At 57.6% G+C, this 26,779-nt stretch carries 27 protein-coding genes and 1 tRNA gene; 17 read left to right on the plus strand and 11 right to left on the minus strand.

Annotated features, from left to right (window positions below):
- The first annotated feature begins 18 nt into the window (after positions 1–18).
- The 11 genes from pheA (at position 19) to MNODULE_RS18865 (ending at position 11,087) form a co-directional block, all read left to right on the plus strand.
- A complete protein-coding gene (gene pheA, locus MNODULE_RS18815; RefSeq protein WP_238339648.1) occupies positions 19–1,116 on the plus strand; it encodes a prephenate dehydratase in 1,098 nt (365 codons plus the stop codon).
- On the plus strand, positions 1,113–2,204 hold the full coding sequence (gene hisC, locus MNODULE_RS18820; protein ID WP_168062718.1) for a histidinol-phosphate transaminase: 1,092 nt from the start codon (positions 1,113–1,115) through the stop codon (positions 2,202–2,204). The genes pheA and hisC overlap by 4 nt, the downstream gene beginning before the upstream one ends.
- A 13-nt stretch (positions 2,205–2,217) precedes the next feature.
- A complete protein-coding gene (gene aroF / locus MNODULE_RS18825) occupies positions 2,218–3,231 on the plus strand; it encodes a 3-deoxy-7-phosphoheptulonate synthase (protein WP_168062719.1) in 1,014 nt (337 codons plus the stop codon).
- Positions 3,232–3,312: 81 nt separating this feature from the next.
- Positions 3,313–4,173 carry a prephenate dehydrogenase gene (locus tag MNODULE_RS18830; protein WP_202882269.1) on the plus strand — a complete coding sequence of 287 codons (861 nt, stop codon included), beginning with the start codon at positions 3,313–3,315 and terminating at the stop codon, positions 4,171–4,173.
- Positions 4,170–5,462: a 3-phosphoshikimate 1-carboxyvinyltransferase gene (aroA, locus tag MNODULE_RS18835; protein ID WP_168062720.1), complete on the plus strand. Its 1,293-nt coding sequence runs from the start codon at positions 4,170–4,172 to the stop codon at positions 5,460–5,462. Before MNODULE_RS18830 ends, aroA begins: the two co-directional genes overlap by 4 nt.
- Before the next feature lie 101 nt (positions 5,463–5,563).
- A complete protein-coding gene (cmk, locus tag MNODULE_RS18840; RefSeq protein WP_168062721.1) occupies positions 5,564–6,289 on the plus strand; it encodes a (d)CMP kinase in 726 nt (241 codons plus the stop codon).
- 57 nt (positions 6,290–6,346) lie between these two features.
- The gene (locus MNODULE_RS18845; protein WP_168062722.1) at positions 6,347–6,976 is read left to right on the plus strand and encodes a lysophospholipid acyltransferase family protein; all 630 of its coding nucleotides are present in this window, start codon (positions 6,347–6,349) and stop codon (positions 6,974–6,976) included.
- 9 nt (positions 6,977–6,985) lie between these two features.
- A complete protein-coding gene (gene ispH / locus MNODULE_RS18850) occupies positions 6,986–7,831 on the plus strand; it encodes a 4-hydroxy-3-methylbut-2-enyl diphosphate reductase (protein WP_168062723.1) in 846 nt (281 codons plus the stop codon).
- A 137-nt stretch (positions 7,832–7,968) separates the two neighbouring features.
- Positions 7,969–9,720 carry a 30S ribosomal protein S1 gene (locus MNODULE_RS18855; protein WP_202882270.1) on the plus strand — a complete coding sequence of 584 codons (1,752 nt, stop codon included), beginning with the start codon at positions 7,969–7,971 and terminating at the stop codon, positions 9,718–9,720.
- A gap of 119 nt (positions 9,721–9,839) precedes the next feature.
- Positions 9,840–10,736, plus strand: coding sequence for a signal peptide peptidase SppA (gene sppA / locus MNODULE_RS18860; RefSeq protein WP_168062724.1), 897 nt, complete (start codon positions 9,840–9,842; stop codon positions 10,734–10,736).
- Positions 10,737–10,769: 33 nt separating this feature from the next.
- A complete protein-coding gene (locus MNODULE_RS18865) occupies positions 10,770–11,087 on the plus strand; it encodes an integration host factor subunit beta (protein WP_272953305.1) in 318 nt (105 codons plus the stop codon).
- Positions 11,088–11,178: 91 nt separating this feature from the next.
- On the opposite strand, the gene MNODULE_RS18870 is transcribed toward MNODULE_RS18865, so the two are convergent.
- Positions 11,179–11,973, minus strand: a complete 795-nt coding sequence (locus MNODULE_RS18870) for a DUF1565 domain-containing protein (protein WP_320412499.1) — start codon at positions 11,971–11,973, stop codon at positions 11,179–11,181.
- Here MNODULE_RS18870 and MNODULE_RS24390 point away from each other — a divergent pair.
- Positions 11,965–12,144: a hypothetical protein gene (locus tag MNODULE_RS24390; protein ID WP_181071121.1), complete on the plus strand. Its 180-nt coding sequence runs from the start codon at positions 11,965–11,967 to the stop codon at positions 12,142–12,144. The two genes, MNODULE_RS18870 and MNODULE_RS24390, sit on opposite strands and share 9 nt — an antisense overlap.
- Here MNODULE_RS24390 and hisS read toward each other — a convergent pair.
- On the minus strand, positions 12,141–13,397 hold the full coding sequence (gene hisS, locus MNODULE_RS18875) for a histidine--tRNA ligase (RefSeq protein ID WP_168062726.1): 1,257 nt from the start codon (positions 13,395–13,397) through the stop codon (positions 12,141–12,143). The genes MNODULE_RS24390 and hisS overlap by 4 nt on opposite strands.
- 171 nt (positions 13,398–13,568) lie before the next feature.
- Here hisS and MNODULE_RS18880 point away from each other — a divergent pair, with 171 nt between their 5' ends.
- From MNODULE_RS18880 to MNODULE_RS18890, 3 genes are all read left to right on the plus strand, one after another.
- Entirely contained in the window at positions 13,569–14,258 is a 690-nt protein-coding gene (locus MNODULE_RS18880; RefSeq protein WP_168062727.1) for a Crp/Fnr family transcriptional regulator, read from the plus strand.
- Between the two features lie 136 nt (positions 14,259–14,394).
- Complete coding sequence (locus MNODULE_RS18885) at positions 14,395–16,047, plus strand: FG-GAP repeat domain-containing protein (protein ID WP_168062728.1); 1,653 nt, start codon at positions 14,395–14,397, stop codon at positions 16,045–16,047.
- A 74-nt stretch (positions 16,048–16,121) separates the two neighbouring features.
- A tRNA-Gly gene (locus MNODULE_RS18890) sits at positions 16,122–16,196 on the plus strand.
- Here the strand turns inward: MNODULE_RS18890 and MNODULE_RS18895 are convergent.
- The 4 genes from MNODULE_RS18895 to MNODULE_RS18910 all read right to left on the minus strand — a co-directional run bounded on the left by MNODULE_RS18895 (position 16,175) and on the right by MNODULE_RS18910 (position 19,552).
- Entirely contained in the window at positions 16,175–17,041 is an 867-nt protein-coding gene (locus tag MNODULE_RS18895; protein ID WP_202882271.1) for a tyrosine-type recombinase/integrase, read from the minus strand. The two genes, MNODULE_RS18890 and MNODULE_RS18895, sit on opposite strands and share 22 nt — an antisense overlap.
- 247 nt (positions 17,042–17,288) lie before the next feature.
- Positions 17,289–17,567, minus strand: a complete 279-nt coding sequence (locus MNODULE_RS18900) for a helix-turn-helix domain-containing protein (protein ID WP_168062730.1) — start codon at positions 17,565–17,567, stop codon at positions 17,289–17,291.
- A gap of 51 nt (positions 17,568–17,618) precedes the next feature.
- Positions 17,619–17,975: a hypothetical protein gene (locus MNODULE_RS18905; RefSeq protein ID WP_168062731.1), complete on the minus strand. Its 357-nt coding sequence runs from the start codon at positions 17,973–17,975 to the stop codon at positions 17,619–17,621.
- 173 nt (positions 17,976–18,148) lie between these two features.
- Positions 18,149–19,552 carry a DUF488 domain-containing protein gene (locus MNODULE_RS18910; protein ID WP_168062732.1) on the minus strand — a complete coding sequence of 468 codons (1,404 nt, stop codon included), beginning with the start codon at positions 19,550–19,552 and terminating at the stop codon, positions 18,149–18,151.
- Between the two features lie 390 nt (positions 19,553–19,942).
- On the opposite strand from MNODULE_RS18910, the gene lexA reads away from it, so the two are divergent.
- Positions 19,943–20,542, plus strand: coding sequence for a transcriptional repressor LexA (gene lexA / locus MNODULE_RS18915; RefSeq protein WP_168062733.1), 600 nt, complete (start codon positions 19,943–19,945; stop codon positions 20,540–20,542).
- 80 nt (positions 20,543–20,622) lie between these two features.
- Positions 20,623–23,343 (plus strand): DEAD/DEAH box helicase, encoded by a 2,721-nt coding sequence (locus MNODULE_RS18920; protein WP_168062734.1) that lies wholly within the window; start codon positions 20,623–20,625, stop codon positions 23,341–23,343.
- On the opposite strand, the gene MNODULE_RS18925 is transcribed toward MNODULE_RS18920, so the two are convergent.
- The 5 genes from MNODULE_RS18925 to MNODULE_RS18945 form a co-directional block, all read right to left on the minus strand.
- On the minus strand, positions 23,332–23,613 hold the full coding sequence (locus tag MNODULE_RS18925; protein ID WP_168062735.1) for a hypothetical protein: 282 nt from the start codon (positions 23,611–23,613) through the stop codon (positions 23,332–23,334). The two genes, MNODULE_RS18920 and MNODULE_RS18925, sit on opposite strands and share 12 nt — an antisense overlap.
- Positions 23,614–23,632: 19 nt before the next feature.
- The gene (locus tag MNODULE_RS18930; RefSeq protein WP_168062736.1) at positions 23,633–24,592 is read right to left on the minus strand and encodes an integrase core domain-containing protein; all 960 of its coding nucleotides are present in this window, start codon (positions 24,590–24,592) and stop codon (positions 23,633–23,635) included.
- A gap of 17 nt (positions 24,593–24,609) precedes the next feature.
- The gene (locus tag MNODULE_RS18935) at positions 24,610–24,909 is read right to left on the minus strand and encodes a transposase (protein ID WP_168062737.1); all 300 of its coding nucleotides are present in this window, start codon (positions 24,907–24,909) and stop codon (positions 24,610–24,612) included.
- A 185-nt stretch (positions 24,910–25,094) separates the two neighbouring features.
- Positions 25,095–25,415 carry a hypothetical protein gene (locus tag MNODULE_RS18940; RefSeq protein ID WP_168062738.1) on the minus strand — a complete coding sequence of 107 codons (321 nt, stop codon included), beginning with the start codon at positions 25,413–25,415 and terminating at the stop codon, positions 25,095–25,097.
- A gap of 432 nt (positions 25,416–25,847) precedes the next feature.
- Entirely contained in the window at positions 25,848–26,753 is a 906-nt protein-coding gene (locus MNODULE_RS18945) for a DUF5677 domain-containing protein (protein WP_168062739.1), read from the minus strand.
- Positions 26,754–26,779: the final 26 nt, after the last annotated feature.

Below are 26,779 nucleotides of genomic sequence, written 5' to 3' on the forward strand. Positions count from 1 at the left end.
GAATGGAGGTATCCTCGTTTGTCCGAAACAGATCCCCTGGTCCCGCTTCGTCGGAAGATCGACGAAATCGATGAGCGGATTCTTGCGCTTTTAAACGATCGGGCCCGCATCGTCCAAGATGTCGGAAAGATCAAAAAAAATCAGCAGGCCGATTTTTACGCCCCCTCCCGCGAGCAGGCGATCTACGATCGATTGACCCATCTCAATCCCGGGCCGTTTCCAAATGAGGCGCTCAAGAGCGTTTTCCGAGAAATCATCTCAGCCTCCCTCTCCCTTGAAGGGCCGATCAAGGTGGCCTACTTGGGGCCGCGGGCGACCTTTACGCACCTGGCTACCATGCAGCGCTTCGGTTTTTCGGCCACCGACATTCCGGTCAACAGCATCAAGGAGGTCTTCGATGAGGTCGAACGGGGGCGGGCCGATTTCGGCGTGGTGCCGATTGAGAATTCGACCGAGGGGGTTGTCAATCATACGCTCGACCTTTTCGTCGATTCCCCGCTGAAGATCTTCGGAGAAATCCTGCAAGAGGTCTCGCATCACCTCATGTCGAAGACCGGTCAGATCGGGGATCTCCGCCGGATCTACTCTCACTCGCACGCCATCGCGCAGTGTAAAAACTTTTTGGAGACGAACCTGCCGCGGATTCAGGTGACCGAGACCTCCAGCACCGCGCGGGCGGCCGAGCTGGCGCAGGAAGATCCGACCGCGGGGGCGATCGCTTCCGAGCTGGCGGCCAAGCTCTATAATCTGGTCGTCATCAAGCGGCGGATCGAGGACAACATCAATAATTTCACCCGGTTCCTGGTGGTCTCTCAGAAAGGGGCGCCGCGGAGCGGACGGGACAAAACCTCGGTGATGTTCTCGATCAAGGATCGGGTCGGCGCCCTCTATGAGATGCTCCGTCCTTTTTCCGCCCAACAGATCAACCTGACGAAGATCGAATCGCGGCCGTCGAAGAAGAAGGCGTGGGAGTATATCTTCTACATCGATATGATCGGCCATGTGGAAGATGAAATGATCCGGACCGCCATCGAAGAGCTCCGGGGCCAGGCGGTTTTCCTGAAGGTCCTCGGCTCCTATCCGATGGCGGAAGAGATGAAAAACGAGAAGAAATGATTAAAGTCAGCCCCGATATCGCCGGCATCATCCCTTATCCTCCCGGCAAGCCGATGGAGGAGCTCGAGCGGGAGCTCGGGATCAAAGGATCGATCAAGCTTGCGTCGAACGAGAATCCGCTCGGGCCTTCGCCGAAGGCGGTGGCGGCGATCCGAAAAGGGTTGGAGAAGATCCAGCGCTATCCCGACGGGGCCGGTTATTATCTCAGAGAAGCGTTGGCCGAAAAATGGAAGGTCGAGCCCTCGCAGGTGATCATCGGGAACGGCTCGAACGAGATCATCGAATTGCTTGTCCGAACGTTCATCCTGCCGGGGGATGAGGCGATCATGGCCGACCCGAGCTTCTCGCTTTATCCGTTGGTGGTTACCACCGGCCACGGCAAGCCGGTTCAGATCCCGCTGAAAGAGGGAAGGCACGACCTCGCCCAGATGGCGAAGGCGATCACCCCGAAGACGAAGCTGATTTTTGTCTGCAACCCGAACAACCCCACCGGAACGATGGTTGACAAAAGAGAGGTCGCCCGGTTTCTGCTGCGGGTTCCGAAGCGGATTTTGGTGATCTTCGACGAGGCCTATGCCGAATATGCCACCGATCCCGATTTTCCTCAGACGATCGATTCCCTCCGGGAAGGGGCGTCGGTGATTTTTCTTCGGACCTTTTCGAAGATTTACGGCCTCGCCGGTCTTCGGATCGGTTATGGGATCAGCCGGCCGGAGGTGATCGACTACATGAACCGGGTGCGGCAGCCGTTTAATACCAATCTGCCGGCGCAGCAGGGGGCGCTCGCGGCCCTTTCGGATGAGGCCCACGTCTCCAAGTCGCTTCGGATCAACCAGGAGGGAAAGGAGTTCCTCTGTCGGCAGTTTGATGAGATGGGACTTTCCTATTTCCGATCCGAGACGAATTTTATTTATTTTAATCTAAACGGCTCCGAGCCCGCACTCGGCAAGAAAGTCTTTACCGCGCTCCTCCACAAGGGGGTGATTATCCGGCATCTGGAGGGGCGCCATCTTCGGGTGACCATCGGCCTTCCGAAGGAGAATCGGCGATTCATTCAATCACTGAAAGAAGTTTTGTCTTTAAAGTAGTAAGGAGTTCAAAATGATCATCGTCTTAAAACCGAGCGCCACCGAGCGGGAGATTGGGCATATCGTCGCCAAGATCAAAGAGGCCGGCTTGAAATCGCACATCAGCAAGGGGGAGGAGCGGACGATCATCGGCGTTGTCGGTGATGAACGGGCTCTCCAGAGCCAGCCGCTCTTGGCCTTCCCCGGGGTCGAGGGGGTTCTGCCGATCCTGGCGCCGTACAAGCTGGTCAGCCGCGAGTTCAAGAAAGAAAACACGGTTCTCGATGTGCAGGGGATCCAGATCGGCGGAAAGCGGCTGGTGATGATGGCCGGCCCCTGCTCGGTCGAGAAGCAAGACCTCCTCTCCTCGATCGCCCAGGAGGTGAAGGAGGCGGGGGCGGTGATCCTGCGGGGCGGGGCCTTCAAGCCGAGGACCTCTCCGTATGCTTTCCAGGGATTAGGGGAAGAAGGGCTCGAATATCTGACCGAGGCGAAGAAGAAGACCGGTCTTTTAATTATCACCGAAATCATGGACCCCCGCGACATGCCGATGATGATGAAGCACGCCGACATCATTCAGATCGGGGCGCGGAACATGCAGAACTTTCGTCTGCTGGCGGAAGTCGGCTCTTACAACAAGCCGGTGATGCTCAAACGGGGTCTCTCCGCCACGATCAAAGAGTTTCTTCTCTCGGCCGAGTACATCATGGCCGCCGGAAATTCGCAGGTTATCCTCTGCGAGCGGGGGATTCGAACTTTCGAGACGGCGACGCGGAACACCCTCGATCTCTCCGCCGTCCCGGTGATCCGGGAGCTGTCGCATCTTCCGATCATCATCGATCCGAGCCATGCGGTCGGGAAGACCCATCTGGTCGCGCCGATGGCGAAGGCCGCGGTGGCGGCGGGGGCCGACGGGCTGATCATCGAAGTCCACTCCAATCCGGAGGAGGCCTACTGCGACGGGGAGCAGGCGATGCTGCCGAAGGATTTCAAAACCTTGATGGCGCAGCTGAGGCGGATCGCGGCGGCAGTAGATAGAGAATTATAAAAATAGTCGGGCTCAGGAGAGCCCTCCCACAATGAGGTTTGTGGGAGGGACCTTCCGGTCCCGATTTTTCCGGGAGTTCCATTGCTCTTCAAACAAATGACGATCATCGGCGTCGGCCTCATCGGCGGGTCGTTGGGGCTGATCTCGAAGCGGAAAAAACTGGTCGAGACGGTTGTCGGATACGGCAAGAAACGGGGAAGCCTTCAGAAGGCGACCGCGATGGGAGTGATCGATCGGTATGTCCTCACCCTCCCGAAGGCGGTCGAGGGGGCCGATCTGGTCGTCCTCGCCACGCCGGTCGGGACCTTTGAGCGGATCTGTCAGGCGATCGCCCCGCATCTGAAAGAAGGGGCGATCGTGACCGATGTCGGAAGCGTCAAAGGGGCCTGGGTCGCCCGGATGGAATCGCTGATGCCGCGCCACGCTTTTTTTGTGGGAGGACATCCGATTGCGGGGCGCGAGAAATCGGGGGTCGAGGCGGCGACGGCCGAACTCTTTCAGGGAAGCCGCTGCATCCTGACGCCGACCGCTCAAACCGACCCGAAGGCGCTCAAGAAGGTGGCGGCGCTTTGGGAAAAGGCGGGGGCGCGCGTCTCGGAGATGAACCCTTTCGACCATGACCAGATTTTGGCGGCGGTCAGCCATCTTCCTCATCTCGTCGCTTATGTGTTGATGGAAACATTGACCCATCCGAAAATCGCAAAGAAAAATCCGGTCCAGTTCTCGGCAGGGGGGCTGCGCGATTTCACCCGGATCGCGGCGAGCTCCCCGGAGATGTGGCGCGATATCTTTCTGCTCAACCGGGACGCCGTGGTGGAGATCGTCGATCTCTACCAGGAGTCGCTTGAGAAGGTGAAGAAAAAGATCCTGGAGGGGGACGCGGCGGGCCTGATGGAAATTTTCGAGCGGGCCAAGTCAATCCGCCAGAAGGCGCTGTCATGACAACGCCTGTAAAAAAACGTCCCCTGCGCGGGACAATCACCGTTCCCGGGGATAAATCGATCACCCATCGGGCGGTGATCTTCTCGGCGCTGGGGGAGGGGACGAGCGAGGTCATCGGCTATCTTCCTTCCGAGGATTGCGAGCGGACGATCACCGCCTTTCGGGAGATGGGGATTGCCATCTCCGTCGAGACGGTGAACGGTCTTCCCTCTCTCCATGTGCAAGGGAAAGGGCTCTGGGGACTGACGGAGCCGACGGGGGTCATCGACTGCGGCAACTCCGGAACGACGCTGCGGCTTCTGACCGGATTGCTGGCCGGGAAGCCGTTTTTCTCGGTTCTGACGGGAGATGCCTCCCTTCGGAAACGTCCGATGCGGCGGGTCATCGATCCCCTTCGGAGCATGGGGGCGGAGATCTTCGGCCGATCGGGGGGAAATCTCGCCCCGCTGGCGATCTCCGGAAAGAAACTGAACGGAATTGATTATCGACTCCCGATCGCAAGCGCCCAGGTCAAGTCGGCGATCCTGCTCGCCGGGCTGACCGCTTCGGGGGTGACGACCCTCTCCGAGCCGAGCCGGTCGCGCGATCATACCGAACGGATGCTCCGCTCTCTCGGGGTCCGGTTCGAGGAAAACAACGGGCGGCTTTCCATCGTCGGCGGCTCGTCTTACCCCGGCAAGCGGATCGAAGTCCCGGGGGATCTCTCCTCGGCGGCGTTTTTCCTGGTCGCCGGGGCGATCATCGAAGGTTCGGAGATCACGATCCGAAAGATCGGGGTCAATCCGACCCGGACCGGTCTCCTGGAAGTATTGAAGGAGATGGGGGCGGAGATCACGGTGACCCCTCTTGAGCCGATGGGAGACGAACCGGTCGCCGACCTGACCGTCCGTTCCACCTCACTCCACGGGGCAGTGATCGGGGGGGATCTGATTCCCCGCACGATCGATGAGTTCCCGATCCTCTGCGTCGCGGCGGCGGCGGCCGAAGGGGAGACGGTGATCCGGGACGCGCAAGAACTACGGGTCAAAGAGAGCGATCGGATCGCCGCGATGGCCCAGGCGTTGCGGGGAATGGGAATCACGGTGGAGGAGTTCCCCGATGGGATGCGGATCGAAGGGAAGAAAAAGTGGAAGGGAACCTTCTGCGAGACACATGGAGACCACCGAATCGCCATGTCGATGGCGATCGCCGGTCTTGTCGCCGAGGGGGGAAATGAGATCGACGACGTTGCCTGCATCGACACTTCTTTCCCGGGATTTTTGGGGTTATTGTCAACGTTGAACGGGTAGGGGCGGACCGGTGTGTCCGCCCGCCTTTGTTCACCGTTGTCATCATTCGATTTGGTAGGATCAGGGCGGACACAGAGGTCCGCCCCTACGAGAGATTGCGCGTGAGAAAACTCATTATTGCCATCGACGGTCCGGCGGCGGCCGGAAAGAGCACTGCGGCGAAGAATTTGGCCAAACGGCTCGGCTATCTCTATCTCGATTCGGGTGCGCTCTATCGCGCCATTGCCTGGAAGCTTCTTCAAGAAAAGATCAATCCGGAGTCCCAGGAGGAGGTCGAGGCGGCGGCCCAATCAATCGAAATCGAGTTCCGGCTGAAGGGAGAGCAGACCGAGATCTGGGTCGGCGGGATCGATGCCACCCCTTCCCTTCGATTGCCGGAAGTGACCCGGGTCTCTTCGATCGCGTCGACCTATCCGGGCGTTCGAAAGAAGCTCCTCTCGATTCAGCGGTCGATCGGAAGCGGCGGCGGGGTCGTGATGGAAGGACGCGATATCGGCACGGTCGTTTTTCCCGAGGCCGATCTGAAGTTCTATCTTGATGCGACCACCCCGGTCCGGGGGCTGCGCCGGCACAAAGAGCTCGAGCAGAAGGGGATCCCGTCCGACCTGGAGAAAACGACCCGGGAGATCGAGGAGCGGGATCTCAAAGACAGCCGTCGGCACGTTGCCCCGTTAAAAAAGAGTGAGGATGCCGTTGTGATCGATTCCACCCCGCTGAACCTGGAGGAGGTGATCGCGCAGATGGTCCAAGAAGTCGAGAAAAAGTTAAAAATAAGGGGCCAGAGGTCGGGGGCCGGGGGCCGGGGAGAAAGAATCAAAGAATTTTGAACCTTTTCTTTTTCGACCGGCCCCAAATCCCCGGCCCCTGACCCCTCATTTCAAGAGATGCTTTATCGAATCGCGCATGTGGTGGTTTGGACCCTGGCGAGGCTCTTTTTCCGGATCAGAGTGATCGGTGAGTCTTACGTCCCACGGGAAGGGGGGGTGATTGTCGCAGCCAATCACAACAGCTATTTTGATATTCCCCTTCTCGGCTGTGTCCTCTCCCGCCGGGCCGACAACATTGCGAAGAGCGAGCTTTTCCGAAATCGGCTCCTCGCCGCCCTTTTCAGGACGCTCGGCGGATTTCCGGTGCGGCGCGGGACAATCGATCGGCAGGCGATCGGCGAGGCGGTGCGGCGATTGAAAGCGGGGCATCTTCTGGCGATGTATCCGGAAGGAACACGCAGTAAGGACGGCCGGCTCCAGTCTCCGAAGCCGGGGATCGGAATGATGGTGGCGCTCTCGGGGGTGAAGGTTATTCCGGCCTATATCGATGGAACTGCGCCGGTCCGTCCCTTTCGGCGGGTGACGGTGATCTTCGGCAAGCCGATCGATTTTAAGGGTCAAATTCAAGAGATTGAAAGGGTTGAAAAAGAAGGTATCAATCCCAAAATACTTTATGCTACAATTTCACAGGAAATCATGAGCGAGATTGCGGCACTAGAACGGACATGGGCGGAGACCAATCGTTGAGGGGTGGGAATGGAAATTTACGTTGCTGAAAATGCAGGTTTCTGTTTCGGGGTGAAGCGGGCGGTGAAGATGGCGTTCGACGCGGCCGAGAGCTATCAAGGGGAGGTCCATAGCCTCGGGCCATTGATCCATAACCCGCAGGTCGTCGATCGGCTGGCGGAGAAGGGGGTTCAAAAGGTCGAGCGCTTGAACCAGATCGAAGGGGGGGTCGTCATCCTCCGATCTCACGGAGTTTCTTCCCCTCAAGTGGTCCAGGATGCCGAAGCGCAGGGGCTGCATATCATCGACGCCACCTGCCCGTTTGTGACCAACGCGCAGCGATATGCAAAACAGCTGGTCGATGAAGGATATCAGGTAGTGATGGTCGGGGATCGGAATCACCCCGAGTCTCAGAGCGTCCTCGGGCATGCCGGGGGAGAGATCCTGGTGACGGAGGATTTCGACGAGATCAAGCAGATGTTGAACCGGTTCACCCGGAAGCGATTGGGCATCATTTCCCAAACGACGCAAACCTATGGAAAATTTTCTGAAATTGTAGTAAAATGCCTCCAAATCTGCGAAGAGGTCAAAATCTTCAACACCATCTGTTACGCCACGGAAGACCGCCAGACAGAGGCGCAGAGCCTTTCGGAAACGGTGGAAGTGATGGTGGTGGTGGGGGGGAAGAACTCCGCGAACACGACCCATCTGGCCGATATCTGCCGCGAAAAGGGAGTTCGGGTTTATCACGTTGAGACGGCGCAGGAGATCGATCGGCATTGGTTTGAAGGGGTTCAGAAGACCGGGGTGACGGCGGGGGCCTCGACGCCCGATTGGATTATTCAAGAGGTGATCAGTTATTTAAAAACGGTTTAAGGAGTCAGAGGCGGCCCCAGGCCGCCGTTTCCGTTGTTTGAGAAGTGACCAAATATAGGGGCCGGCATCGGAGGGCCTGATTCCACTCCGCACAGGCCGGCCTCTAAACTCGAAGAAGAGGGGAGAGAATAGTTTTTATGCCAAAAGGAAAAAGAACGGTTTTTGATGCCGATGAGATGCTTGACTCCGAGAAGAGCCAGGAGCGGATGGAGCTTGAAGCGCTCTATGCCGAGACGTTCAAAAATCTCCAAGAGGGGAGCGTCGTAGAAGGGATCATCCTTTCCATTCAAGAAGACGGGATCATGGTCGATATCGGATATAAGTCCGAAGGGATGGTCGCCAGACAGGAATTCACCCCCGAAGAGATCGGCAAGCTCAAGGCGGGGGAGAAGATCCAGATCTACCTTGAAGAGCGGGAAGACTCCGAGGGAAACATCATCCTCTCGAAGGAAAAAGCCGACCGGATGAAGATCTGGAAGGAGATCGAAGAGGTCTACCAGAAAGACGCCGTGATCGAAGGGAAGGTGATCTCCCGGATCAAGGGGGGGATGATCGTCGATATCGGGGTCAAGGCCTTTTTGCCCGGCTCTCAAATCGACCTTCGGCCGGTGCGCGATCTGGATCAGCTGATCGGAAAAACCTTCCCGATGAAGATCATCAAGATGAATCATCGCCGCGGCAACATCGTCGTTTCCCGCCGGGTCTTGTTGGAAGAGTCGCGCGATCGGAAGCGGCAGACGACCCTCTCCTCGCTCCAAGAGGGGCAGGTGGTCGAAGGGGTGGTGAAGAACATCACCGAATACGGCGCCTTTATCGATCTCGGCGGCATCGACGGTCTACTGCACATCACCGACATGTCGTGGGGCCGGGTCGGCCATCCCTCCGAGCTCTTCATGGTGGGGGACAAGGTTTCGGTCGTCGTCCTCAAATACGACAAGGAGACCGGTCGGGTCTCGCTCGGCTACAAGCAGAAGATGCCCGATCCCTGGAGCCATGTCGAGGAGCGGTATCCGGTCGGAACCCGCCTTACCGGCAAGGTGGTCAGCCTCACCGATTACGGCGCTTTCGTCGAGTTGGAACCGGGGGTCGAGGGGTTGGTCCACATCTCGGAAATGTCGTGGGCGCATGAAGCGAAGCATCCGTCGAAGATCGTTTCGGTCAGCGACCGGGTCAACGCCGTCATCCTCAACGTCGATCGGAAGGGAAGAAAGATCTCGCTCGGCATGAAGCAGGTCGAGCCGAATCCGTGGAACGTCGTCGAGCAGCGTTATCCGCCCGGGGCGAAGATCACCGGCAAGGTCCGCAGCATCACCGATTTCGGCGTCTTTGTCGGGCTGGAAGAGGGGATCGACGGGCTGATCCATATTTCCGATATCTCCTGGACCCGCCATGTCAAACATCCTTCGGAGGTCTTCAAAAAAGGACAGCCGATTGAAGCGGTCGTCCTGAAGGTCGATCGTGAGAAGGAGCGGATCTCGCTCGGCTTCAAGCAGCTGACCTCCGATCCATGGGAGACCGATATCCCGCAGAAGTACAGGGTCGGCAGCGGTGTTCGCGGGAAGGTGACCAAAATTACCGATTTCGGCGTTTTCGTCGAGCTCGAAGAGAATGTGGAAGGCCTGATCCATATCAGCGAATCGGGGGTGGAAGCGCCCGCGCGCGTGGAGGATGTCTTCCACATCGGAAACGAGGTCGAGGCGAAAATCATCCGGATCGATACGGCGGAAAGAAAGATCGCCCTCTCCGTTCGAGAGCACCGGCGCGATTCGGACAAGGAAGCGGTCGACCGCTTCCATCACACGCAGGGAAAGCTCGATCAATCGATCGGGGCGGTCGCCAGCAAGATCACACGGCGGCAGAAGAACGAAGAAGAGGGAAAAGAGTCGTAAGGTTCCGAACCTTTCCTCTCTTTCCAACCGGTTGAGACGCCGGCGGAGGGCGCAGGCCCTTCCCGCCGGCGGATCGTCCGGAACCCTCCTCGAAAAGCGCTGCCCATTACCGATATTAAATGATGAATCGAAAATCAATTCTGATTGGCGGAATTTACTTTCTTCTCTTTCTCCTCCTCTTCTTCGCCTTTATGTTCTGGACCAGCCGTCTGATCGGCGGCGGGCAGGGAGCGGCGTGGGGGGCCGGAGATCGGATCGCCCTCATCCGGATCGAAGGGGTCATCGCCGATTCAAAAACCGTGGTCGAAGATCTGCGACGCTACCACCGGGATGACAGCATCAAGGCGATTCTCATTCGAATCGACAGCCCCGGCGGCGCCGTGGTCCCTTCCCAGGAAATTTATGATGAGGTGAAGCGGATTCGCGACGCCGGAAAGAAGCGGATCGTCACCTCGATGGGGACGGTCGCCGCTTCCGGCGGTTATTATATCGCCGCCGCCTCGGAGAAAATCATCGCCAACCCCGGGACCCTCACCGGCAGCATCGGCGTCATCATGGAGCTGGTCAACGTCGAAGGGCTCCTTCAGAAAATCGGCGTGGAGGGGGTGGTGATCAAGAGCGGGGAGAATAAAGATGTCGGCTCCCCCTTCCGAAAGATGACCGAAGAAGAGCGTGCGTTGCTGAAGAACGTGATGGATGATGTCCATGCCCAGTTTATCGAGGCGGTCGCCGAAGGGCGCTCTCTGAAGATCGAGACGGTTCGTCCTTATGCCGACGGGCGAATCTTTACCGGCCGCCAGGCGAAGGAGATTGGTCTGGTCGATGAGTTGGGGAACCTTCAGGACGCCATCCAGCGCACGGCGGAGCTGGCGGGAATCGAGGGGGAACCTCAGACCGTGGAGAGGCAGGAGCGGTCAACGCTGTTTGAATTTCTGCAAAACCGGTTTCTGGGAAAGTGGGAGGGGGCTCGCTTCCCGGGCGCTTCGGTCCGTCTGAACTATCTTTTCTCCTTATAGTCGCCATTCGGCGGTCCGAGCGATTCAGAGAGCCTGACATCAAGGAACGATCCAGTCCATGGGGGGATGATGACCAAAGCAGAACTGATCGAAAAAGTGGCGGAACACTACACCGTCCTGACCAAACGCCAGACGGAGATCCTGGTGAATACCTTCTTTGACAGCATCAAAGAGGCGCTGGCCAAGGGGGACAAGATCGAGATCCGGGGGTTCGGCAGCTTCCGGCTCCGGCACCGGAGAATGCGCGAGGGGCGAAACCCGAAGACCGGCGCGTTGGTCTCGGTCCCCGAGAAGAAGGTCCCCTTCTTCAAGGCCGGGAAAGAGCTGAAGGAATTGGTCGATCGGGGATAACCGGCTTTCCGTTCTGCGAGACCTGATCCTCTCTTCATGGACCATCCCCGACTTCTCCTTGTCTCTTTTCTCTAGACTCTATTATTGAATCCTATCCGCAAGACTGCGCAGCGATTCCGGCGCCGGTGGTATCGATGATTCCGGCGCCGTTGTCGACGGCGTCGATGTCGTTCGGATCGAGATGATCCCACAAGTTATTCCGGGCGAAGATGGCGCTATCATCGTTGTTGATCAGATCAGCGGTGCCGTTGCAGCTTAAAGTATTCGCGCCGTCGCTCCTTCCCCCGCCTCCGAGATCGGGGTTCGATTGTCCGTCGATCACCACCCCTCCTCCCGGATTGCCCGTCACCTGGTTTTGAAGGAGCGCCGGACCGGCGTCCGAGATCAAAACGCCGATCCCCGGATCTCCCGTGTTGCTCTGGATCGTATTCTGTTCGAGCCGACTTGAATCCCCCAACATCGATTGAATCCCGATCGTATTCCCGCTGAAGGTATTGTTCGAGATGGAGACGTTGCTCGAAATGAGCAGCGCGCCGGTCTCGTTGTTGGTGAACTGAACGTGGCTGATCTCTCCATTGACCCCCTCCGCGACCACGCCGACCTCTCCGTCGCTTCGAACGGTCAACCGGGAAATGGCCGCCCCCTCGGTGAGGATCATCGCCGCCCGGAAAGCGCCGGCGGACGCGCTGGTGTGGGTGCCGCTTCCCTGAATCACCGTTCCCTGGGCTGCGCCGGCCGGCTCCCCGACGAGCGAGACCCCTTCTTTGATCCGAAGGGGGAAGCGCTCGCCGGGATCGGTCGGAAGGCCGCTGCTGCCGGGCCGATAGGTCCCCGCCGCCACCTGAACGGTGTCTCCTTCGTCTGCGGCATTGAGCGCGTGTGTAATCGTTGCGAAGGGGGCGTCGGCGGTGCCGGGCTGGAGGTCGCTTCCCCCCTGAGAAGAGGGAGCGACGAAGTAGGTCCGGGGGATGCGGATCGATTGGTCTCCGCCGCCGTCCGGGCAGGCGGTGAGAAGGAGGGAGAAAAAGAGGAGCGGGAGAACGAAGAGGAAGTTTAAGAAAGTTTTGCGGAGAGCGTTTCGATGAGGGTCGATAATGGGATCTCCTCCTGCGCCTTGGTCGACATGTTCCGCAGAATCGCTTTTCCCTGCGTCATTTCGTTTTCGCCGACAATCAAGACATACGCCGCCCCCAACCGGTCGGCCCGTTTCATCTGGCTCTTCAGGCCGATCGCGTCGTTCCCCATCTCGCTCCGGATATTCTTTCGGCGCAGCGCCAGAAGAAGCGGGAAAAGCGCCGCGCCGGCCGCCTTTCCCAACGGGGCGAGAAAAAGCCGGAGGCGCGAAGTGGGGACCAAGGCCGGATCGATCAACTGGACCAGCCGCTCCACCCCGATGGCGAAACCGATGGCCGGCGTCGGCGGTCCGCCGAGCGCCTCCACCAGGCCGTCGTAACGGCCTCCGGCGGCGACCGCGTTCTGTGCGCCGAGTTTATTGGTCGTCAGCTCGAAGGCGGTTTTGGTATAGTAGTCGAGTCCCCGCACCAGATGCGGCTGGATTTGGTAAGGGATGGCAAGTTGATAGAGCCCTTCCCGGACTGCTTTAAAGTGCTCCCGGCATTCGGCGCAGAGGTGGTCAATGGGAGAAGGAGCGTTCCGGGCGATGGCCTTGCAAGCCTCCTTTTTACAATCGAGGATGCGGAGCGGATTGGTCTTAAAGCGCCGCCGGCAATCTTCGCAGAGCTCCGGAAGATACTTCTCGAAATAAGATTGCAATGCGGCGCGATAGGTCGGCCGGCAGGCCGGGCAGCCGAGGGAGTTGATCTCCAGCGTCAGATCGGTCACCTGCATCCGCTCGAAGAAGCGGGTCAGCAGCGAGAGGAGCTCCACATCTTGGCGCGGATCGAGATCGCCGATGATCTCCGCTCCGATCTGGTGAAACTGGCGGAGGCGGCCCGCTTGAGGCCGCTCGTGCCGGAACATGGGGCCGATGTAGTAGAGCTTCGAGAGGGGAATTTTTTCGCTGAGGTGATGCTCCAGATAAGCGCGGACAACTGAAGCGGTCCCTTCGGGACGGAGGGTGACTTTCTTTCCGTCCCAATCTTGGAAGGTGTACATCTCTTTTTCGACGATGTCGGTCGCTTCGCCGATGCTTCGGGTGAAGAGTTCCGTGTTTTCGAGAATAGGGGTCCGGATGTGGGAGAAGCCGAAGACATTGAAGGTTTCGTGCGCGGTCGATTCAACCCAGAGCCAGCGGTCGGACTCTTCTGGGAGAATATCTTTGAAGCCTCTTAATGATGTGAATTTTGACATTCGAACGATCCCTAAAACTAAGGGACACTATAACGTTGAGGCCTTTTGAAGTCAAGGAGAAGCGCGGAGTTGTGCCATTCGTAATTGTAATTTTTCTTGCCTCCTTAAGAAAGGAGCGCTATACTACGCTTCGGCATTTTTCCTTCCATGTTTTACCCGGAGTGTCGACGTATGACGGATGATCGGCAGCTCGTGCTGCGGCATGTTCCTTTTTTTCAGGATCTCTCTGTGGAGGAGCTCGCGAAGCTGGCCCCTCTGCTCAGGGAGGCGAGTTATCGGAAAAATGAGGTTCTCTTTCGAACGAACGATCCGGGGAACACCCTTTTTATCTTACGCTCGGGGCGGGTCAAGGTCACCTTGACCGACCGGCACGGGCGGGAGGTGATCCTTCGGGTCTTGCAGCCGGGGGAGATTTTCGGCGAGATGGCGGTGCTGGATGGATATCCCCGCTCCGCGACAGTCACCGCCTTGGAGAAGAGCTACGCCTCCACCCTCGACCGCGACTCGTTTCTTCGGTTCATTCAGAGTCATCCCCAGTGGTCTCTCAAGATGCTCTCGACCATGAGCCGCCGGCTCCGGAAAGCGAACGAGCGGATCAGCTCCGCCATCCTCTCGGACGCCCACGGCAAGGTGAGCCGGGTCCTCCTCGACCTGATTCCCGAAGGGGAGTGGGAGGGGAAGCGGGAGGGAATCCGGGTGCGGCTGTCGCTGACCCGGCAGCAGTTGGCGGCGATGGCCGGCGTCACGCGCGAGACCTTCATCCGGGTTCTGAAAGAGTTCGAGCGCGCCGGATCGATCCGGACCGAGGGAAAAGAGATCATCATCCTCAAGCAGGCCGACCTCAGCCGCGAGATTTTCTAGTTTCCCGCGAAGGACCCGGAATGACAAAAACCCCTAGTCTAAGTCTCTCCCATTTTTAGATGGACAGAAGAACCCCCTCCTTCTAGAATAGAAAAGCTTCATCCGGTTTTCACTTGCTTGTAATAGGAATTTGTTTTTGGTTTTGCAGGTTCGTTCCCGATTTTTGTTTTTCCTCTCGGTTTTCCTCGCGTTTCTTCCTCTTGAGGGTTGTTCGAGTTCGACTCCCCGCTCGGCCGAAACCGCTCCCATAGCGGGGGCGCCGCCGGCGGGCGCTGCTCCCCCTCCGGCTCAAGTCCAAACTCCACAGCTAAAGCAGACGCTGGCGGGCGGCGGCGAAGGCTGGCTCGGCTCTCCCGCGGCGGCCGATCTCGACGGCGACGGTCGGATGGAGATCATCGCGCCGCGCGGCGGTTTTCTTTTTGTCTGGCATGCCGATGGGACCCTCTTTTGGAAGGCGGCGTACGGCTTCTCGGCGGAGACGAGCCCGGCGACGATCAGCGGCCGGATCTGGGGACCACCGGTTGTCGCCGACCTCGACGGCGACGGGAAACTAGAAATCGCCGCCGGCAGCCACAAGGAGACCCTCTCGGTCTGGAGCTGGGACGGGAAGATGAAAGCCGGTTGGCCGAAGATCGTCGGAGGGGAGGCGGGGTCGGCCGATCGGGAGATCCGGTCGCTCGCGGCCGGCCCCCTCGGCAACGGCAAATCGGTCCTGCTGGCGTCGCGGACCCGAACGACGAAGGTCCCGGTGGCCTTTCTGCTCGATTCTCAAGGGACGGTTCTCCCCGGCTGGCCGCAGCTTGCCGCGTCGGGAGGGTGCGTCCTTCTTCCCGCCCAAGATGCAAATTGTTTTGAGGCGGGGACCTACAATCAAAACGTGGGGCTCGCCGATCTCGACGGGGACGGGAAAACCGATGCAATCATCGGCTACGACAACGCCTATGTCGGCCTCTTCCATATGAGCGGCGTTCCCTTCGGAACCCCTTTTCTCAATCGGCCCTTCTTCCCCGGTGTTCCCGCCTTCCACGATCCGGCGTTGGCGATCCAGGGGTTCGGGCCGGACGGAGAAGACCGAAGCGAGTTCACCGACTCCCCCCCGGTCGTCGCCGACCTCGACGGCGACGGCGCCCGCGAGCTGATCCTGGTGGGGGATCATGAACGGGCCGGGATCACCACGCTTTTGGGAAATTCCCTCTTCGTCTTCCGTCCCGACGCCACCCGTTTTCCCGGTTTCGAGCGGCCGTTTGAGACGAGGGGCCATCATTCCCCGCGGGTGACCGAGGACCCCGGCGGGAACATCGTCGATGTCACCCCCGCGCCGGCCGTCGCCGACCTCGACGGCGACGGGAAGAAAGAGATCGTCTTTCCCGCCTATGACGGCGTGTTGTATGCGGTCCATTCCGACGGGCAGCTCTTCTGGACCTTTTCGTTTGCGGATTTGGGAGCCCGGTTTGCTTCGGAGCCGGTCGTGGCCGATCTGAACAACGACGGGATCCCGGAAGTTCTCTTTGCCACCTATGAGACCGAGGGAGAGAAGGGGGCTTTGGTGATTCTGAATCATCTCGGCGCGGAGATGACGAAGGTTCCCCTCCCGGGCCGCGGCGCCATGGCTGCGCCGACGCTCGCCGATCTCGACGGCGACGGGGAGTTGGAAGCGATCGTCAGCCTCAAAGATGTTTCATCCCGAGGCGGGGTGCAGATCTATGCGCTCCCCGGCTCGAAAGCAAACCAAGTCCTCTGGCCGACCGGTCGCGGGAATTTTCTCCGGAACGGGGAAGCGACCGACTGATTTCGCATCACTCGACAGTTGACAGAGCGCCCCCGTCTGCGATAAGATTCCTTCACCTTTTTTGCCTCTCACAAGCGGGAATAGCTCAGCGGTAGAGCATCGCCTTGCCAAGGCGAGGGTCGCGGGTTCAAATCCCGTTTCCCGCTCCAATTTTATCAATGACTTGCAAGCCACCCTCCCCCTGGCGGGGAGCCGATTGTGTCATATTTGTGTCATAACCCACCGATTCCAACACCTTGACCGCGCTCCGCAGGCTTTCGGGATAGTGATGAGCGTACCGTTGCGTCATCACGTGGGTCTTATGCCCGAGCAGCCTCTGGACCCGGTAGAGATCGACCCCGTTCTGCACCAACCGCGTTGCGAAGGTGTGACGAAGGTCATGAAACCTCACATCTTCCAGGCTGGCTTTCTTCCGCGCGAGGATAAACGCCCGTTTGAGGTTTCTGTCGAAGAGAAGGGTTCCGACTTTGGAGCAAAAGACATAATCGCCTCCCGCATCTTTTTTCTTGGTGATGAGGAGCTCGAAGACCCGGCTGTTGATCGGAACGGTTGTCCGGAGATGATTCTTGGACCGGACCAGGGTGATCGTCCCCCTTTCGAGGTCGACATTCTGCCACCGAAGGTGGATGATCTCCCCCAACCTCATTCCGGTATTCAGCGCAAAGAGAATGATCTCCTTGAGCCAGAGGGGAGACGCGGAAAGCAGCGCCTCCTCTTCCTTCGGCGTAAGCCACCGGTCTCGCTGATCGTGGACCGGTTCCAGCGACACGCTGGAAATCGGATTGACAACGATCCACTCCCATTCCTTGACGGCCAGGTTAAACGCATTCTTCAAAAGCCCGATCTCCTTGTTGAGGGTGGATGGAGCGGCCCCTTCGATTCGCCTTTTTGCCTTGTATTCTCCAACCCATTTCCGGGAAATCCCGGCCAGGGGGGTGTCGCCGAAAAAATCGAGGAGATGCTTCGAGAGCGACCGGTCGCGAACCTGGCTCATCGCGGATTTTCTCGGTGAGCACTCCACGAGATAGCGCCGCATGAGTTCGGAGAAAGTCTTCTTTGATTCTTTTTCCACCTCAAACCAGGTTCCTTCGACTGCTTCTGTTTTAATCTTATGGAAGATCTTCTCAGCGAGTCTCTTGTCCGTTGTCTTTAACGATTTTCTGATTCTTCTGTAGTTGACAATGATATCTATCCACCAGACTTGATTCCTTCGATAGAGTCCCTGCATGTTGTTCCTCCTTTCAGGACCCTTGTCGATTCGGTCTGGTTTCTCCCTTGCGAGGAGAATTATAAAGCGTTGATTTCGCATTGTCCAGGAGTGCCTCCGCGGCGGGTCCGGGATCGAATTCTTTTCGCTTGAGCGTTTCGATCCACTGGTCGATCTCTTCTTTTTTGAATCGGACGGATCGTTGGATCTTATAGTGGGGGATGATGCGCCGTTCCACCCAGGCGTAAAGGGTCGATCGTTTAATGTTCAAATATTGAGAAAGCTGTTCGACGGTTAAGAGCATCGGTTCCATCTTCTCCATATTAAGAAAGTGGTAGGAGGGAGCGGGTCTTCATCCTACCGATTATCCGCCATCGGCCGTCTGGCGGAGCGGACAGAAAAGCCCATAGGGACTCGTGAGACAGGCGCCGAAGCGGTCACCATTGCAGGCGACTTTATCGACCAGATCTCCCGTAGCCGCAATGAAGGCCGGAAGCAGCCCCAGTCTGCCGGTCACGAGTAACCTGGATGCGGCGGTGAGCTTTTCGTCCACAACATCTTTAATTTTGCTGATGGCCGCCGCCATTTTCATGTGCGGGTCCAGCAGCAGCACCTCTTCCGGCGGGTCCATCAGAGGATCCCCGGCGAGGTTAAGAGAGAGGTGATTGATTTTTGGTTCTTGATCCTGATCCTTGTAAGGATTGAGATCTAAGTCTTTCATCGCGTATTCCTCCTTGGTCCCCCAGTGTGAGTCGCCGGGGGACATTGATGTCCCCCAGGCAACAGGGTTCCCCGGGAGAAATCGTTTCACCATTTTCCCGCTCCCTCCCAATCGTAAAAATCTTCTCAGACTCTTCTGGTGGCGGACGGGGGGGGTTCGCCACGTTATGTGTTTTACTGAACATCCAAAATGACCTGAAGACCCTGCTTCCTTGCGACTTTTTCCAAAAGCTCCGCAAGGAGCCTCCGGTGGCACCGGTTCGGATCGCTCTCATAACAGACCAGCGTGACTTCTCCCTTTTGCAGGAGTTTTCCGAACGCATCCGGAGAGGCTCGAAAGATCTCGCGCATCTCCGTCAGATACCTGCTTTCATAGTCCTCCCAGCCGATCTGTCCTGCCTTATAGGTCGAGAGGAGTTCTTCGGAGGGGGCAAAGATCCGTCCATCTCCAAACGCCCTCAGAGATCCCCACCGGTAGGTGGCCAGATCTCCGGGCCTCGCAGTTTGAACAGACCGCGTATGGATGGTGATCGTTCCGTCCGTTGCATCCGAAGAAGCGACCTTTGTATTTTCCTCCTCTTTGGCTGATGTCCGATTGGCTCTTTTTGCCAGCCGTCTCCTCATTACTCTTTTCAGAAAGCTGAAGAGCCGGGAGGCATAGAACTCCTCCATGAACTTTCCCAGATGAGCAAAGATCGCCCCGGCCTGATCCGCCTGAAGTCCGGCGAAGGCCAGCGCCCGTTCCCTATAGTCGGGATGATTCATCCGTCCATATGCCACCGACGCCACCTCCGCCACGATCTCCTGCGGCACAGAGACCGGAGCCGGCTGGTCATGAGCAAACGCCGCCGACGCCTTGCAGATCAGAAGATGCAAACGATAGAACCGCTTCCGCTCCTCACGGACCAGATCGGCCAATTCCACCTCATCCAGTTCCCAGTCCCCGGCAATAAATGGGAGCTGCTGTTTGAGTGTCCCTTCAAACACCCCAATGTCGGGATGAAAGAAGTCACACCGTTTCATCAGCACCCGTAAGAGCCTCGACCGGAATCCCTGAAAGAGACGCATCGGCCGAAGGTCCGAAGGGAGAATCCCGGCCGCCATCACCCGTTGAGGATCCAAATCGGGGTCCTGAGTGAAGAAGAGATAATCGTCTTCAGACAGGCCGGACAGCCACCGGTTCACCTCCTGTTCCGTCTCCGCATCGACGTCAAACCCTCTCTCTTCGAGCAAGTTCCAAAGAAGAAGCAGCGTCGGCTCTGGGCGGTCCGGTTGACAGAGGCCGACCGTCGCCGCCCTGCGGTAGAGCCGGTTTTTCCTTCGAGCAAAGAACCCGGCGACCAGCTGCCGCTGGGCCTTCATGAACCGCTCGGCCCGCTCCTCCGCCTCTTCCGCCATCTCCTCCAGATGAAAACCGTCTCCCAATAAAGCAAAACCCTCCTGGTTATGCTCCACAAGATCTTCCGAGTCCTCAAAGACCTCAAACAGAAATTGTCTCCTGGCTTCTTCCGGATAAACCGTTCGCTCGGGTCTCATTGAGATCGGAGCAACCGGTCCTGATTTCTCTTCCATTTCCATTGATTTCCTCCTTTCCCCCGTCATCATTCCGGTCAAGAGCCCTGAAGAAAGCGCAGGGAGAAAGGAGGAAAGCCCTGCCTTCAAGTAACTTGACCGGAGAGAAGACGGGGGAAAGAAAAAGGATGGAAGGGATTCCCCGTCCGCCAGCAGAAAGGTCTGAAACAATATGAAGTTGTCAAAGAACAGATGTGGCTTACAGGGTGAGGATAACGGAGGGAAGGGGGGAGAAGATCGTGCCGATTACGCCAGCGGAATCCCATTTCTGGCCGGTTCCAGAAAAAAGATGATGATAAAAAAGTCTTATACTTCCGGTGATTATGTTCAGAGAACATACAGTTGTTGAGAATGGACTTGACAGGAAGAGATCGATATCGGTAGACTATTAGTCATATGGCTAATTCTCTCACAGAACGGCAGCAGGCGGTACTGGCCTTCCTTCAGAAATATATCGCCCGTCAGGGATATCCCCCTTCCGAGCGGGAGATCGCCCGAGGCCTGGGGACGAAATGGACCCGGGGGGTGCAGCTTCATCTGGCGGCCCTGGAAGAGAAGGGGTTCATCCGCCGGGGGGAGGGGGCGCGGGCAATCGAGTTGACCGGACCGGCTCAGGAGCGGGGCCTTCCCATCCTGGGCCAGATCGCGGCCGGCAAACCGATCCTGGCCGAGGAGAACCGGACCGGGATGTTGCTCCTCGATAAATCACGCTATCCCTGGAAGGATGCCTTTCTTCTCAAGGTGAAGGGCGATAGCATGAAGGAGGCCGGCATTCTGGAGGGAGACCATGTCCTGGTCCAACCCCGTTCCGACGCCGACTCCGGCGAGATCGTGGTGGCGATGGTGGAAGGAGAGGCGACCGTCAAACGGTTGGTCAAGAATCGGAAGGAGATATTCCTCAAACCTGAGAATCCCGCCTATTCACCCATTCCGGTTCGTTCCGGCGATGAGACCAAGATCCTCGGAAAGGTCATCGGGGTCTTTCGCTTCTACTGATTTTCGGGTCACAGTTCAATATGGAATTTTTGAGGTCAGTGCATTGACGTTGTAAAGATTATTCTTCTTCGGAGGGCCCCATGAAGATTACGTTCCTGGAGGAGGTTTTTCGGATCGATCCCACCCTGGTCTCCATCTGGCGGAAAGAATACGGGGAAGAACTTCTCCCGGTCCAGGCCCGGGCGGTCACAGAAGGACGCCTCTTCCACGGGGGGAACCTGATCGTCTTCGCCCCGACCACCTCCGGCAAGACCCTCATCGGAGAGATGCTGGCCGCCACCTCCGCCCGGAAGGGGACGCGGGTCCTCTATCTGGTTCCCACCAAGGCGCTGGCCGAGGAAAAGGCGGCGCACTTCAACCGCCTCTACCGGATAGCCGGGATCGCGACGGTGCTCTCCAGCCGCGATCACCGGGAGTGGGATGGGGCAATCCTGTCGGCCTCCTTCAACATCGCCGTCCTGGTCTATGAGAAGCTCTCGGCCCTTCTGGTCGGCTGGCCCCATCTTCTGAATGAGATCGGCGTCGTGATCCTGGACGAGCTGCAGATGCTCTCGGATGAAGAGCGGGGCGGGATGATCGAGATCCTCCTGACAAAGATCAAGACGGCACAATCGAAAATAAGGCTTCTGGGGCTCTCAGCCGTCCTAACCGAGGGGGAGGGGCTGGCCCGGTGGCTCTCCGCCGATCTGCTGGTCGAAGAGAAGCGGCCGGTGCCGCTTCGGAAGGGGATCTTCTGCAGGGGGAGCTTCTTCTATCAGGAGCACAACAGCCGGGAAGAGGGGGAGGAGCGGTGGATCGAACTCTCCGGCCAGAGCGAGAATGATCTCTTCGTCCCCCTGGCCGCCTATCTGGGAGGAGAGAGAGGGGAATCGACCCTTCTTTTCTTCAGAGACAAGCCCTCGGTCGAGAAGATGGCGGCAAGCCTTGCGGAGCGGATCGCCCTTCCGCCGGCGGAAAATGCAGTCGAAGAGCTTCTCACCCTGGAGGAGACCGCGTCAAGAGAGTTTCTGGTCCGGCTACTTAAAAAAGGGATCGCCATCCACCACGCCGATCTCCCCTGGGAGCAGCGCGATCTGGTGGAGCGATATTTCCGGACGGGCAACATCCGGGTCCTCTGCTCGACGTCCACCCTGTCGATGGGGATCAACTGCCCGGCGAAGAACGTCATCATCGAATCGAAACAGTGGCACTACTACCGGCAGTACGGACGGATGGGGATCCGCGATCTCCCCCGCGCTCTCTATGAGAACATGGCCGGACGGGGCGGGCGCTTCGGATATGTGGAAGACTTCGGAAGAGCGATTCTGGTAACGGCCTCTCCCTTTCAGGTCAAGGTCTGGATGGACAAGTATGTGAAGAGCCCCCTGGAGAAGGTCGCCTCCGCTTTGGTTCCCGACGATCTCCCGGAGGTTCTCCTCAACATCATCGCCTCAAATGAAGGGACCTCGATGGAGGAGATCCTCACCTTTCTGGGCGCCACCTTCGGCGGGGCGCCCCGTCGCATCCAGCGGTTTCATGGGGAGCCCGATCGCCTGGACACTGGAAAGCAGGAAGAGGCCGCCAGGGAGATATTGAGGCGGGCCCTTGAAAAAGGGGTGGTCACGCAGGACGAGAAAGGCAAATACAGGGCGACGGAACTGGGGAAGATCACGGCGCTCAAGGGGGTTCATCTCTATACCGCCCTCTCTCTCGTCTCCTGGATGAAAGCAACCGATCCAAAAAGTCTCTCCGATCTGGAGATCCTCTATGCCCTCTCTCTGACGGAGGATGCAAAAGGAATCTACATCCCCCTCACCCGGCAGGAGCGGCGGCGAAAAAGTTTTCGGGAACTGATCAAAAGGGAGATCTTCGCCCAGCAGGAGGAGGGGAAGGCGATCTTCAAGCCGCTCTCCGAGCCGATGAAGATGCTCGCTTATGAGGAGGACACGGCGATCAAGAAGACCCTCATCCTTTCGGAGTGGGTGACCGCCAAGGCGACCTCCGAGATTGAGCAGGCGCATCAGATCCACTCCGGGGCGATCCGGCGGATCGGGGAGGAGTTCTCCTGGCTGGCGGAGGCGGCCAGCGCCATTGCGAGTGCGACCGGCTGGCCAAAAGGGGCGATCCGAAAGATGTCGGAGCTTTCCGAGCGGTTGATCTATGGTGTGACCGAGAAAGGGCTGGCGTTATCGAGGATTCGGCTTCGGGGACTCGGACGGACCTACATTGCGCGTCTGATCCGGGAGGGGTACGACACCCCGGAGGCGATCTCCGAGCTTCCGGTCGAGGTCCTGCAGAAGCTTCTCCCGGAGCGGCTGGCACGGCAGCTTTATCTCCACTTCCATCCGGAAGAAACAGTGAGGATGAGAGAAGAAAACAAGGCTCGTCCACCGGCTCAGGTCAAGGAGGACCCCGCCTCCTACACACGGATTGCTTCTCCGGACTCGCCGATCCTGTCGATCGAACCCGGTCAGCAGGCCCTCTCCTACCGGGGCATCCATGCCGATCTTTCTCTTTTTCCCTTTCGGTTTCTTCTGGCCCTGGCCCGGAGCCCCGGCAAGGTGGTGGCGAAGAGAGACCTCTACGAGGCGGTCTACGGAAGCGCCGATGGGGAGGGGGAGGATGACCGTCCGTACGAGCGCCAGCTTTCGGATCACAAGCGGAAGATCCTGACGCAGATCCGGAAAGCGGTGAAACGGCGGAAGGCGAAGGGGATCACGGCGGGGGAGATCAAAAGCCTGATCGTTGTCCGGCGGGGAGTGGGGTATATGTTGAATCTGGAAGAAGAAAAGGTCTTCGTATCGTCGTTCTCACCAGGATGAGATTGCCTTGATCTTTTCGATCTTCTCCGCTGCAAGACCCTTCAGATCCTCTTCGGTGATCCACCCTTCTCTGAGGAGCCCTGCAAAGACCGTCACGAGCACCGAATACCTGTAATCGTACATTTGATCGATCTCTACCCGTTTGTTCGTGAGATCGTCGTGAATTCTCCATAGATCCTCCGGCCCGGAGATCTTTGCCGCCAGGGCCTTCAACTCGTTCGCGATCGCGCTGCACTCCCTTCGGTATGCATCTGTCCAGTTTTTTTTCAATGAGACAAAAACAAAGAATTTAGTGAGTCACTTTTTCAACGGTTCTCCAGTATTCTTTCCTTCTTTTTCTTGCCTCTTTTTTCATCTCCTTCAACTCGTCTAACAGAGCGGTCTTGTTATTGACCTGATGGACGTGATCAGGGGTGAAGTTCATCAGCGATTGGTGGGGACGATCGGTGTTGTAGTATCCAACATACCGACCGATCTCCTCCCGCGCCGATTGCTCGTCCGGATAGCTCCCCACCAGGTAGATCTCCTCTTGCTTGATGGTTCCGTAGAATCGCTCGGTGATGGCGTTATCCGTAGGGCGTCGGACGCGTGCAAAGGAGAGCTCCGCCCCGATGATTTCAAAAAACTCCTTCGTCACCCATGAGGTGTTCGGCGAGCCCTGGTCCACCCGAAGCTCGGGCTTTCTCTCGGATGCAAGCAGAATCCCCTGTGCCAGCAATCCCTTTCGGTAGATTTGCTTCACATGCGAGGCGTTGACCGTCGGAACAATTTCAAATGCAATGATCAGACGAGAGAAAAAGTCGATGAGCGTCAACAGATACCACCGCAGATCGCCGATCTTCAGCTTAGTCCAGTCGCACCCCCACATCAGATTCTTCTGCCACACCTCATACCGGGGCGTCTCCCAAGGGGCCGGCCTTCTCTCATACGGCTCAACCAGGCCTCTGCCCTTTAAATATTGGTAGATCGCCGAGAAGGAGAGATAGGTCCCTCCTTTCTGCAGGACCCCCTGAATCTGCCGATGCCTCAAGTGCGGATGCGCTGCTTTAACGGCCTCAATTCTCTCTTTCTCTTCAGGGGTCAGTGGATCGGCCCTATTCGCCCGGTCCGGCTGAGTCCCATTGGACTTCTTCCACCGGTAATACGTCGAGCGGGGAACACTCAGGGTCACCAGTGTCTCGCGCACCGGCCGCCCCCGCTCTTTCTGCTCCGCAACCAACTGCAGGACCGCTTCTTTCTGCGCGCTCATCAATCGGCCTCCTTCTCTTAATCCAAGTTCATCTCTTTTTTTAGCTCGTTGATGATCAAGGATTGATTGAGCACGACCTCTTTGAGCTTGCGATTCTCCGCTTCCAGCCGCTTTACATCCGCGGGCTTGATCGGCCTGCTGTTGCGAAGGGAGGCTCTCACCCCCACCTGTAGCTGTCGCTTCCATTTCCGATACACTGAATATTCAAGCTGATATCTCGCTAAACCCTCCTTGACGGTTGCAAATGTCTCGATGTCTTTTAGAATCTCAAACTTCTGCTCCAACGTAAAAACCCGCCGCGCCTTCTTCTCTTCCATGTCGCTCTCCTCCTTAAGAGAACGACTCACTTTATATCTCAATTTTGTCTATATATCAAAAAAACAGGACAATCGTCGAACGCCTTTCGAGCGGTTTTCTTTTCTGCATCAGTCCACTTCTCGTCCCGGGGTTCCTCGAGACGAATTTTTGCGTCCGGCTCCTCTGTTGGGCGGCATGACCCCCGTTATTTCTTATGCAGCCGGATGCCGCTTGGATCCGGAGTTTGACGCTTCGCCGACTCACCTGCTCGGCGCAGAAATCGGGGATCGACATTCCAGCGTTCTCCCGCGTCGGTGATGACCGTGACCGTCTTTTTGTTGTATCGGGTCAGCATGCCGACCACGAGCGGACGGCCTTCCGGCTGGAACTCAACGCGATCGCCGATGCGGAAGTCGAGCATCTCCGCATGCGCACGCATCTGATGCAAAAACCTGAGCCGTTCGACGATTCGATGATTGAGGTCGATCAGTTCCGCTTCCGTAAGCTTATCAATATCGATCTTCATGGACACTTCAAGCTCCTTCTAACCGGCGATTCCGGCACCAAAAATATGCTCCCGATGACGCCCGACAACCAGGCATCAGGCGTGGCCGGTTTTTCCGCTGTCGGCTGTATACCTTTGTTCTGTCCCTCTGCAGATCCTGAAGCGAACTTGAACGCTTCTTGTGTTCAGCCCGTCGCGTTGAATAGGACGGCGAGGGCACGGCATCGTTTCCAGGTCGCAAAGAGCAACTTCGTCTTCGCATTCCCCTGATGAACGATCAAGGGGGGACTGAACCTCAATAAGTGTTTGGTGCAGGACATCTCCTGCACTCGATGGCGAAACCCAAGTCAGAACAAACGTTCTGTGTAAGGCAACTTCGCATTTAAAAAAAGACGAAAGAACTTTCGTCTCGGGCATCTTTTTTCCCTTGACTCTCGGAGGCCTTATAAGTGGTTAGGCCATCTGAGCCTGCTTTTCATTCTTTTCGGCCTTCTTTGCCTTTGCTCGCTCGATCCAATCAATGTTCAGCTTTTCGAGTGCTTTAAACTCAAGCTTCTTCTCCGAAAGTGAGGAAACGATCTTCGTCATGTCGTCGATGACCTTATCCTTTCCAAGTGCAAGAAGCGTGTTCACGTGTGCACACGTGTCGCGCAAAAAGGAAATACCCGCTGCGAGATTCGGACCTACCCATTTGGGAGGCGGGACGACCAGGATATCGATCTTGTTCTCGGCCTTTGGGCGCGAATAGTTCAGGAGATCTGCTCCATGAGTGACAGCCGAAGTTAGGGGATAAAAAAGACGATATGTCTCCTCGGCCTGCAGGATCACTGACAATTCGGCCATACTGACGAGAGTTGGCCCCTTCTCCAAGAATCTGGACCAGAGTTCACCGTATCTTGCCTTATCTTTCCCTAGTGCATCTGCGGAGAACAGCTTTTCCTTAAGGTCCTTCCAAACATCAGCGAAGGGGGCCAAATTCCGCACAGCCTTTTCGTCGCTTGCGAGATCCCAAAGCACCCAGTCGCGCGCAAATACCTCCGGGTCCTTTGAGTGCTCTAGTGCTTGAAGATGAAGTGCATGGGTGTACATGCTTCGCAAGATAAGGAATGACTCAAGGTCTAAACCAGCGAGAGACAGCTTAAGGTTGGCAACGTACAAACGCAGTTGTTTTGTGTAATTGCCCGCGAGGCAAACGTTGTGGATCGTCGATTTGCCTTTACCGACGACTTCACCTTCGATAATGAGCTCGTTCGCCAATCCCCAGGTCGCCTTTGCCGCGGATATAAGGCTTCGATGGGTGTCGAAAATGCCTCGCTCGAGTTCATCTGCTTTTGGTAGAGCAACTCTTGTTTCTGCCATAGTGCGCCTGTCCTATCCGCAATTGG

This window comes from Candidatus Manganitrophus noduliformans (genome assembly GCF_012184425.1).
GTDB classification, from domain to species: Bacteria; Nitrospirota; Nitrospiria; order SBBL01; family Manganitrophaceae; genus Manganitrophus; species Manganitrophus noduliformans.

Excerpts from the sequence above, each read along its gene's own strand:
- hisC (WP_168062718.1), top strand. The coding sequence starts at position 1,113 with ATGATTAAAGTCAGCCCCGATATCGCCGGCATCATCCCTTATCCTCCC.
- aroF (WP_168062719.1), top strand. The coding sequence starts at position 2,218 with ATGATCATCGTCTTAAAACCGAGCGCCACCGAGCGGGAGATTGGGCAT.
- aroA (WP_168062720.1), top strand. The coding sequence starts at position 4,170 with ATGACAACGCCTGTAAAAAAACGTCCCCTGCGCGGGACAATCACCGTT.
- MNODULE_RS18845 (WP_168062722.1), top strand. The coding sequence starts at position 6,347 with ATGCTTTATCGAATCGCGCATGTGGTGGTTTGGACCCTGGCGAGGCTC.
- ispH (WP_168062723.1), top strand. The coding sequence starts at position 6,986 with ATGGAAATTTACGTTGCTGAAAATGCAGGTTTCTGTTTCGGGGTGAAG.
- MNODULE_RS18855 (WP_202882270.1), top strand. The coding sequence starts at position 7,969 with ATGCCAAAAGGAAAAAGAACGGTTTTTGATGCCGATGAGATGCTTGAC.
- sppA (WP_168062724.1), top strand. The coding sequence starts at position 9,840 with ATGATGAATCGAAAATCAATTCTGATTGGCGGAATTTACTTTCTTCTC.
- hisS (WP_168062726.1), bottom strand. The coding sequence starts at position 13,397 with ATGTCAAAATTCACATCATTAAGAGGCTTCAAAGATATTCTCCCAGAA.
- MNODULE_RS18880 (WP_168062727.1), top strand. The coding sequence starts at position 13,569 with ATGACGGATGATCGGCAGCTCGTGCTGCGGCATGTTCCTTTTTTTCAG.
- MNODULE_RS18895 (WP_202882271.1), bottom strand. The coding sequence starts at position 17,041 with ATGAGCCAGGTTCGCGACCGGTCGCTCTCGAAGCATCTCCTCGATTTT.
- MNODULE_RS18900 (WP_168062730.1), bottom strand. The coding sequence starts at position 17,567 with ATGGAACCGATGCTCTTAACCGTCGAACAGCTTTCTCAATATTTGAAC.
- MNODULE_RS18905 (WP_168062731.1), bottom strand. The coding sequence starts at position 17,975 with ATGAAAGACTTAGATCTCAATCCTTACAAGGATCAGGATCAAGAACCA.
- MNODULE_RS18910 (WP_168062732.1), bottom strand. The coding sequence starts at position 19,552 with ATGGAAATGGAAGAGAAATCAGGACCGGTTGCTCCGATCTCAATGAGA.
- lexA (WP_168062733.1), top strand. The coding sequence starts at position 19,943 with ATGGCTAATTCTCTCACAGAACGGCAGCAGGCGGTACTGGCCTTCCTT.
- MNODULE_RS18920 (WP_168062734.1), top strand. The coding sequence starts at position 20,623 with ATGAAGATTACGTTCCTGGAGGAGGTTTTTCGGATCGATCCCACCCTG.
- MNODULE_RS18930 (WP_168062736.1), bottom strand. The coding sequence starts at position 24,592 with ATGAGCGCGCAGAAAGAAGCGGTCCTGCAGTTGGTTGCGGAGCAGAAA.
- MNODULE_RS18935 (WP_168062737.1), bottom strand. The coding sequence starts at position 24,909 with ATGGAAGAGAAGAAGGCGCGGCGGGTTTTTACGTTGGAGCAGAAGTTT.
- MNODULE_RS18940 (WP_168062738.1), bottom strand. The coding sequence starts at position 25,415 with ATGAAGATCGATATTGATAAGCTTACGGAAGCGGAACTGATCGACCTC.
- MNODULE_RS18945 (WP_168062739.1), bottom strand. The coding sequence starts at position 26,753 with ATGGCAGAAACAAGAGTTGCTCTACCAAAAGCAGATGAACTCGAGCGA.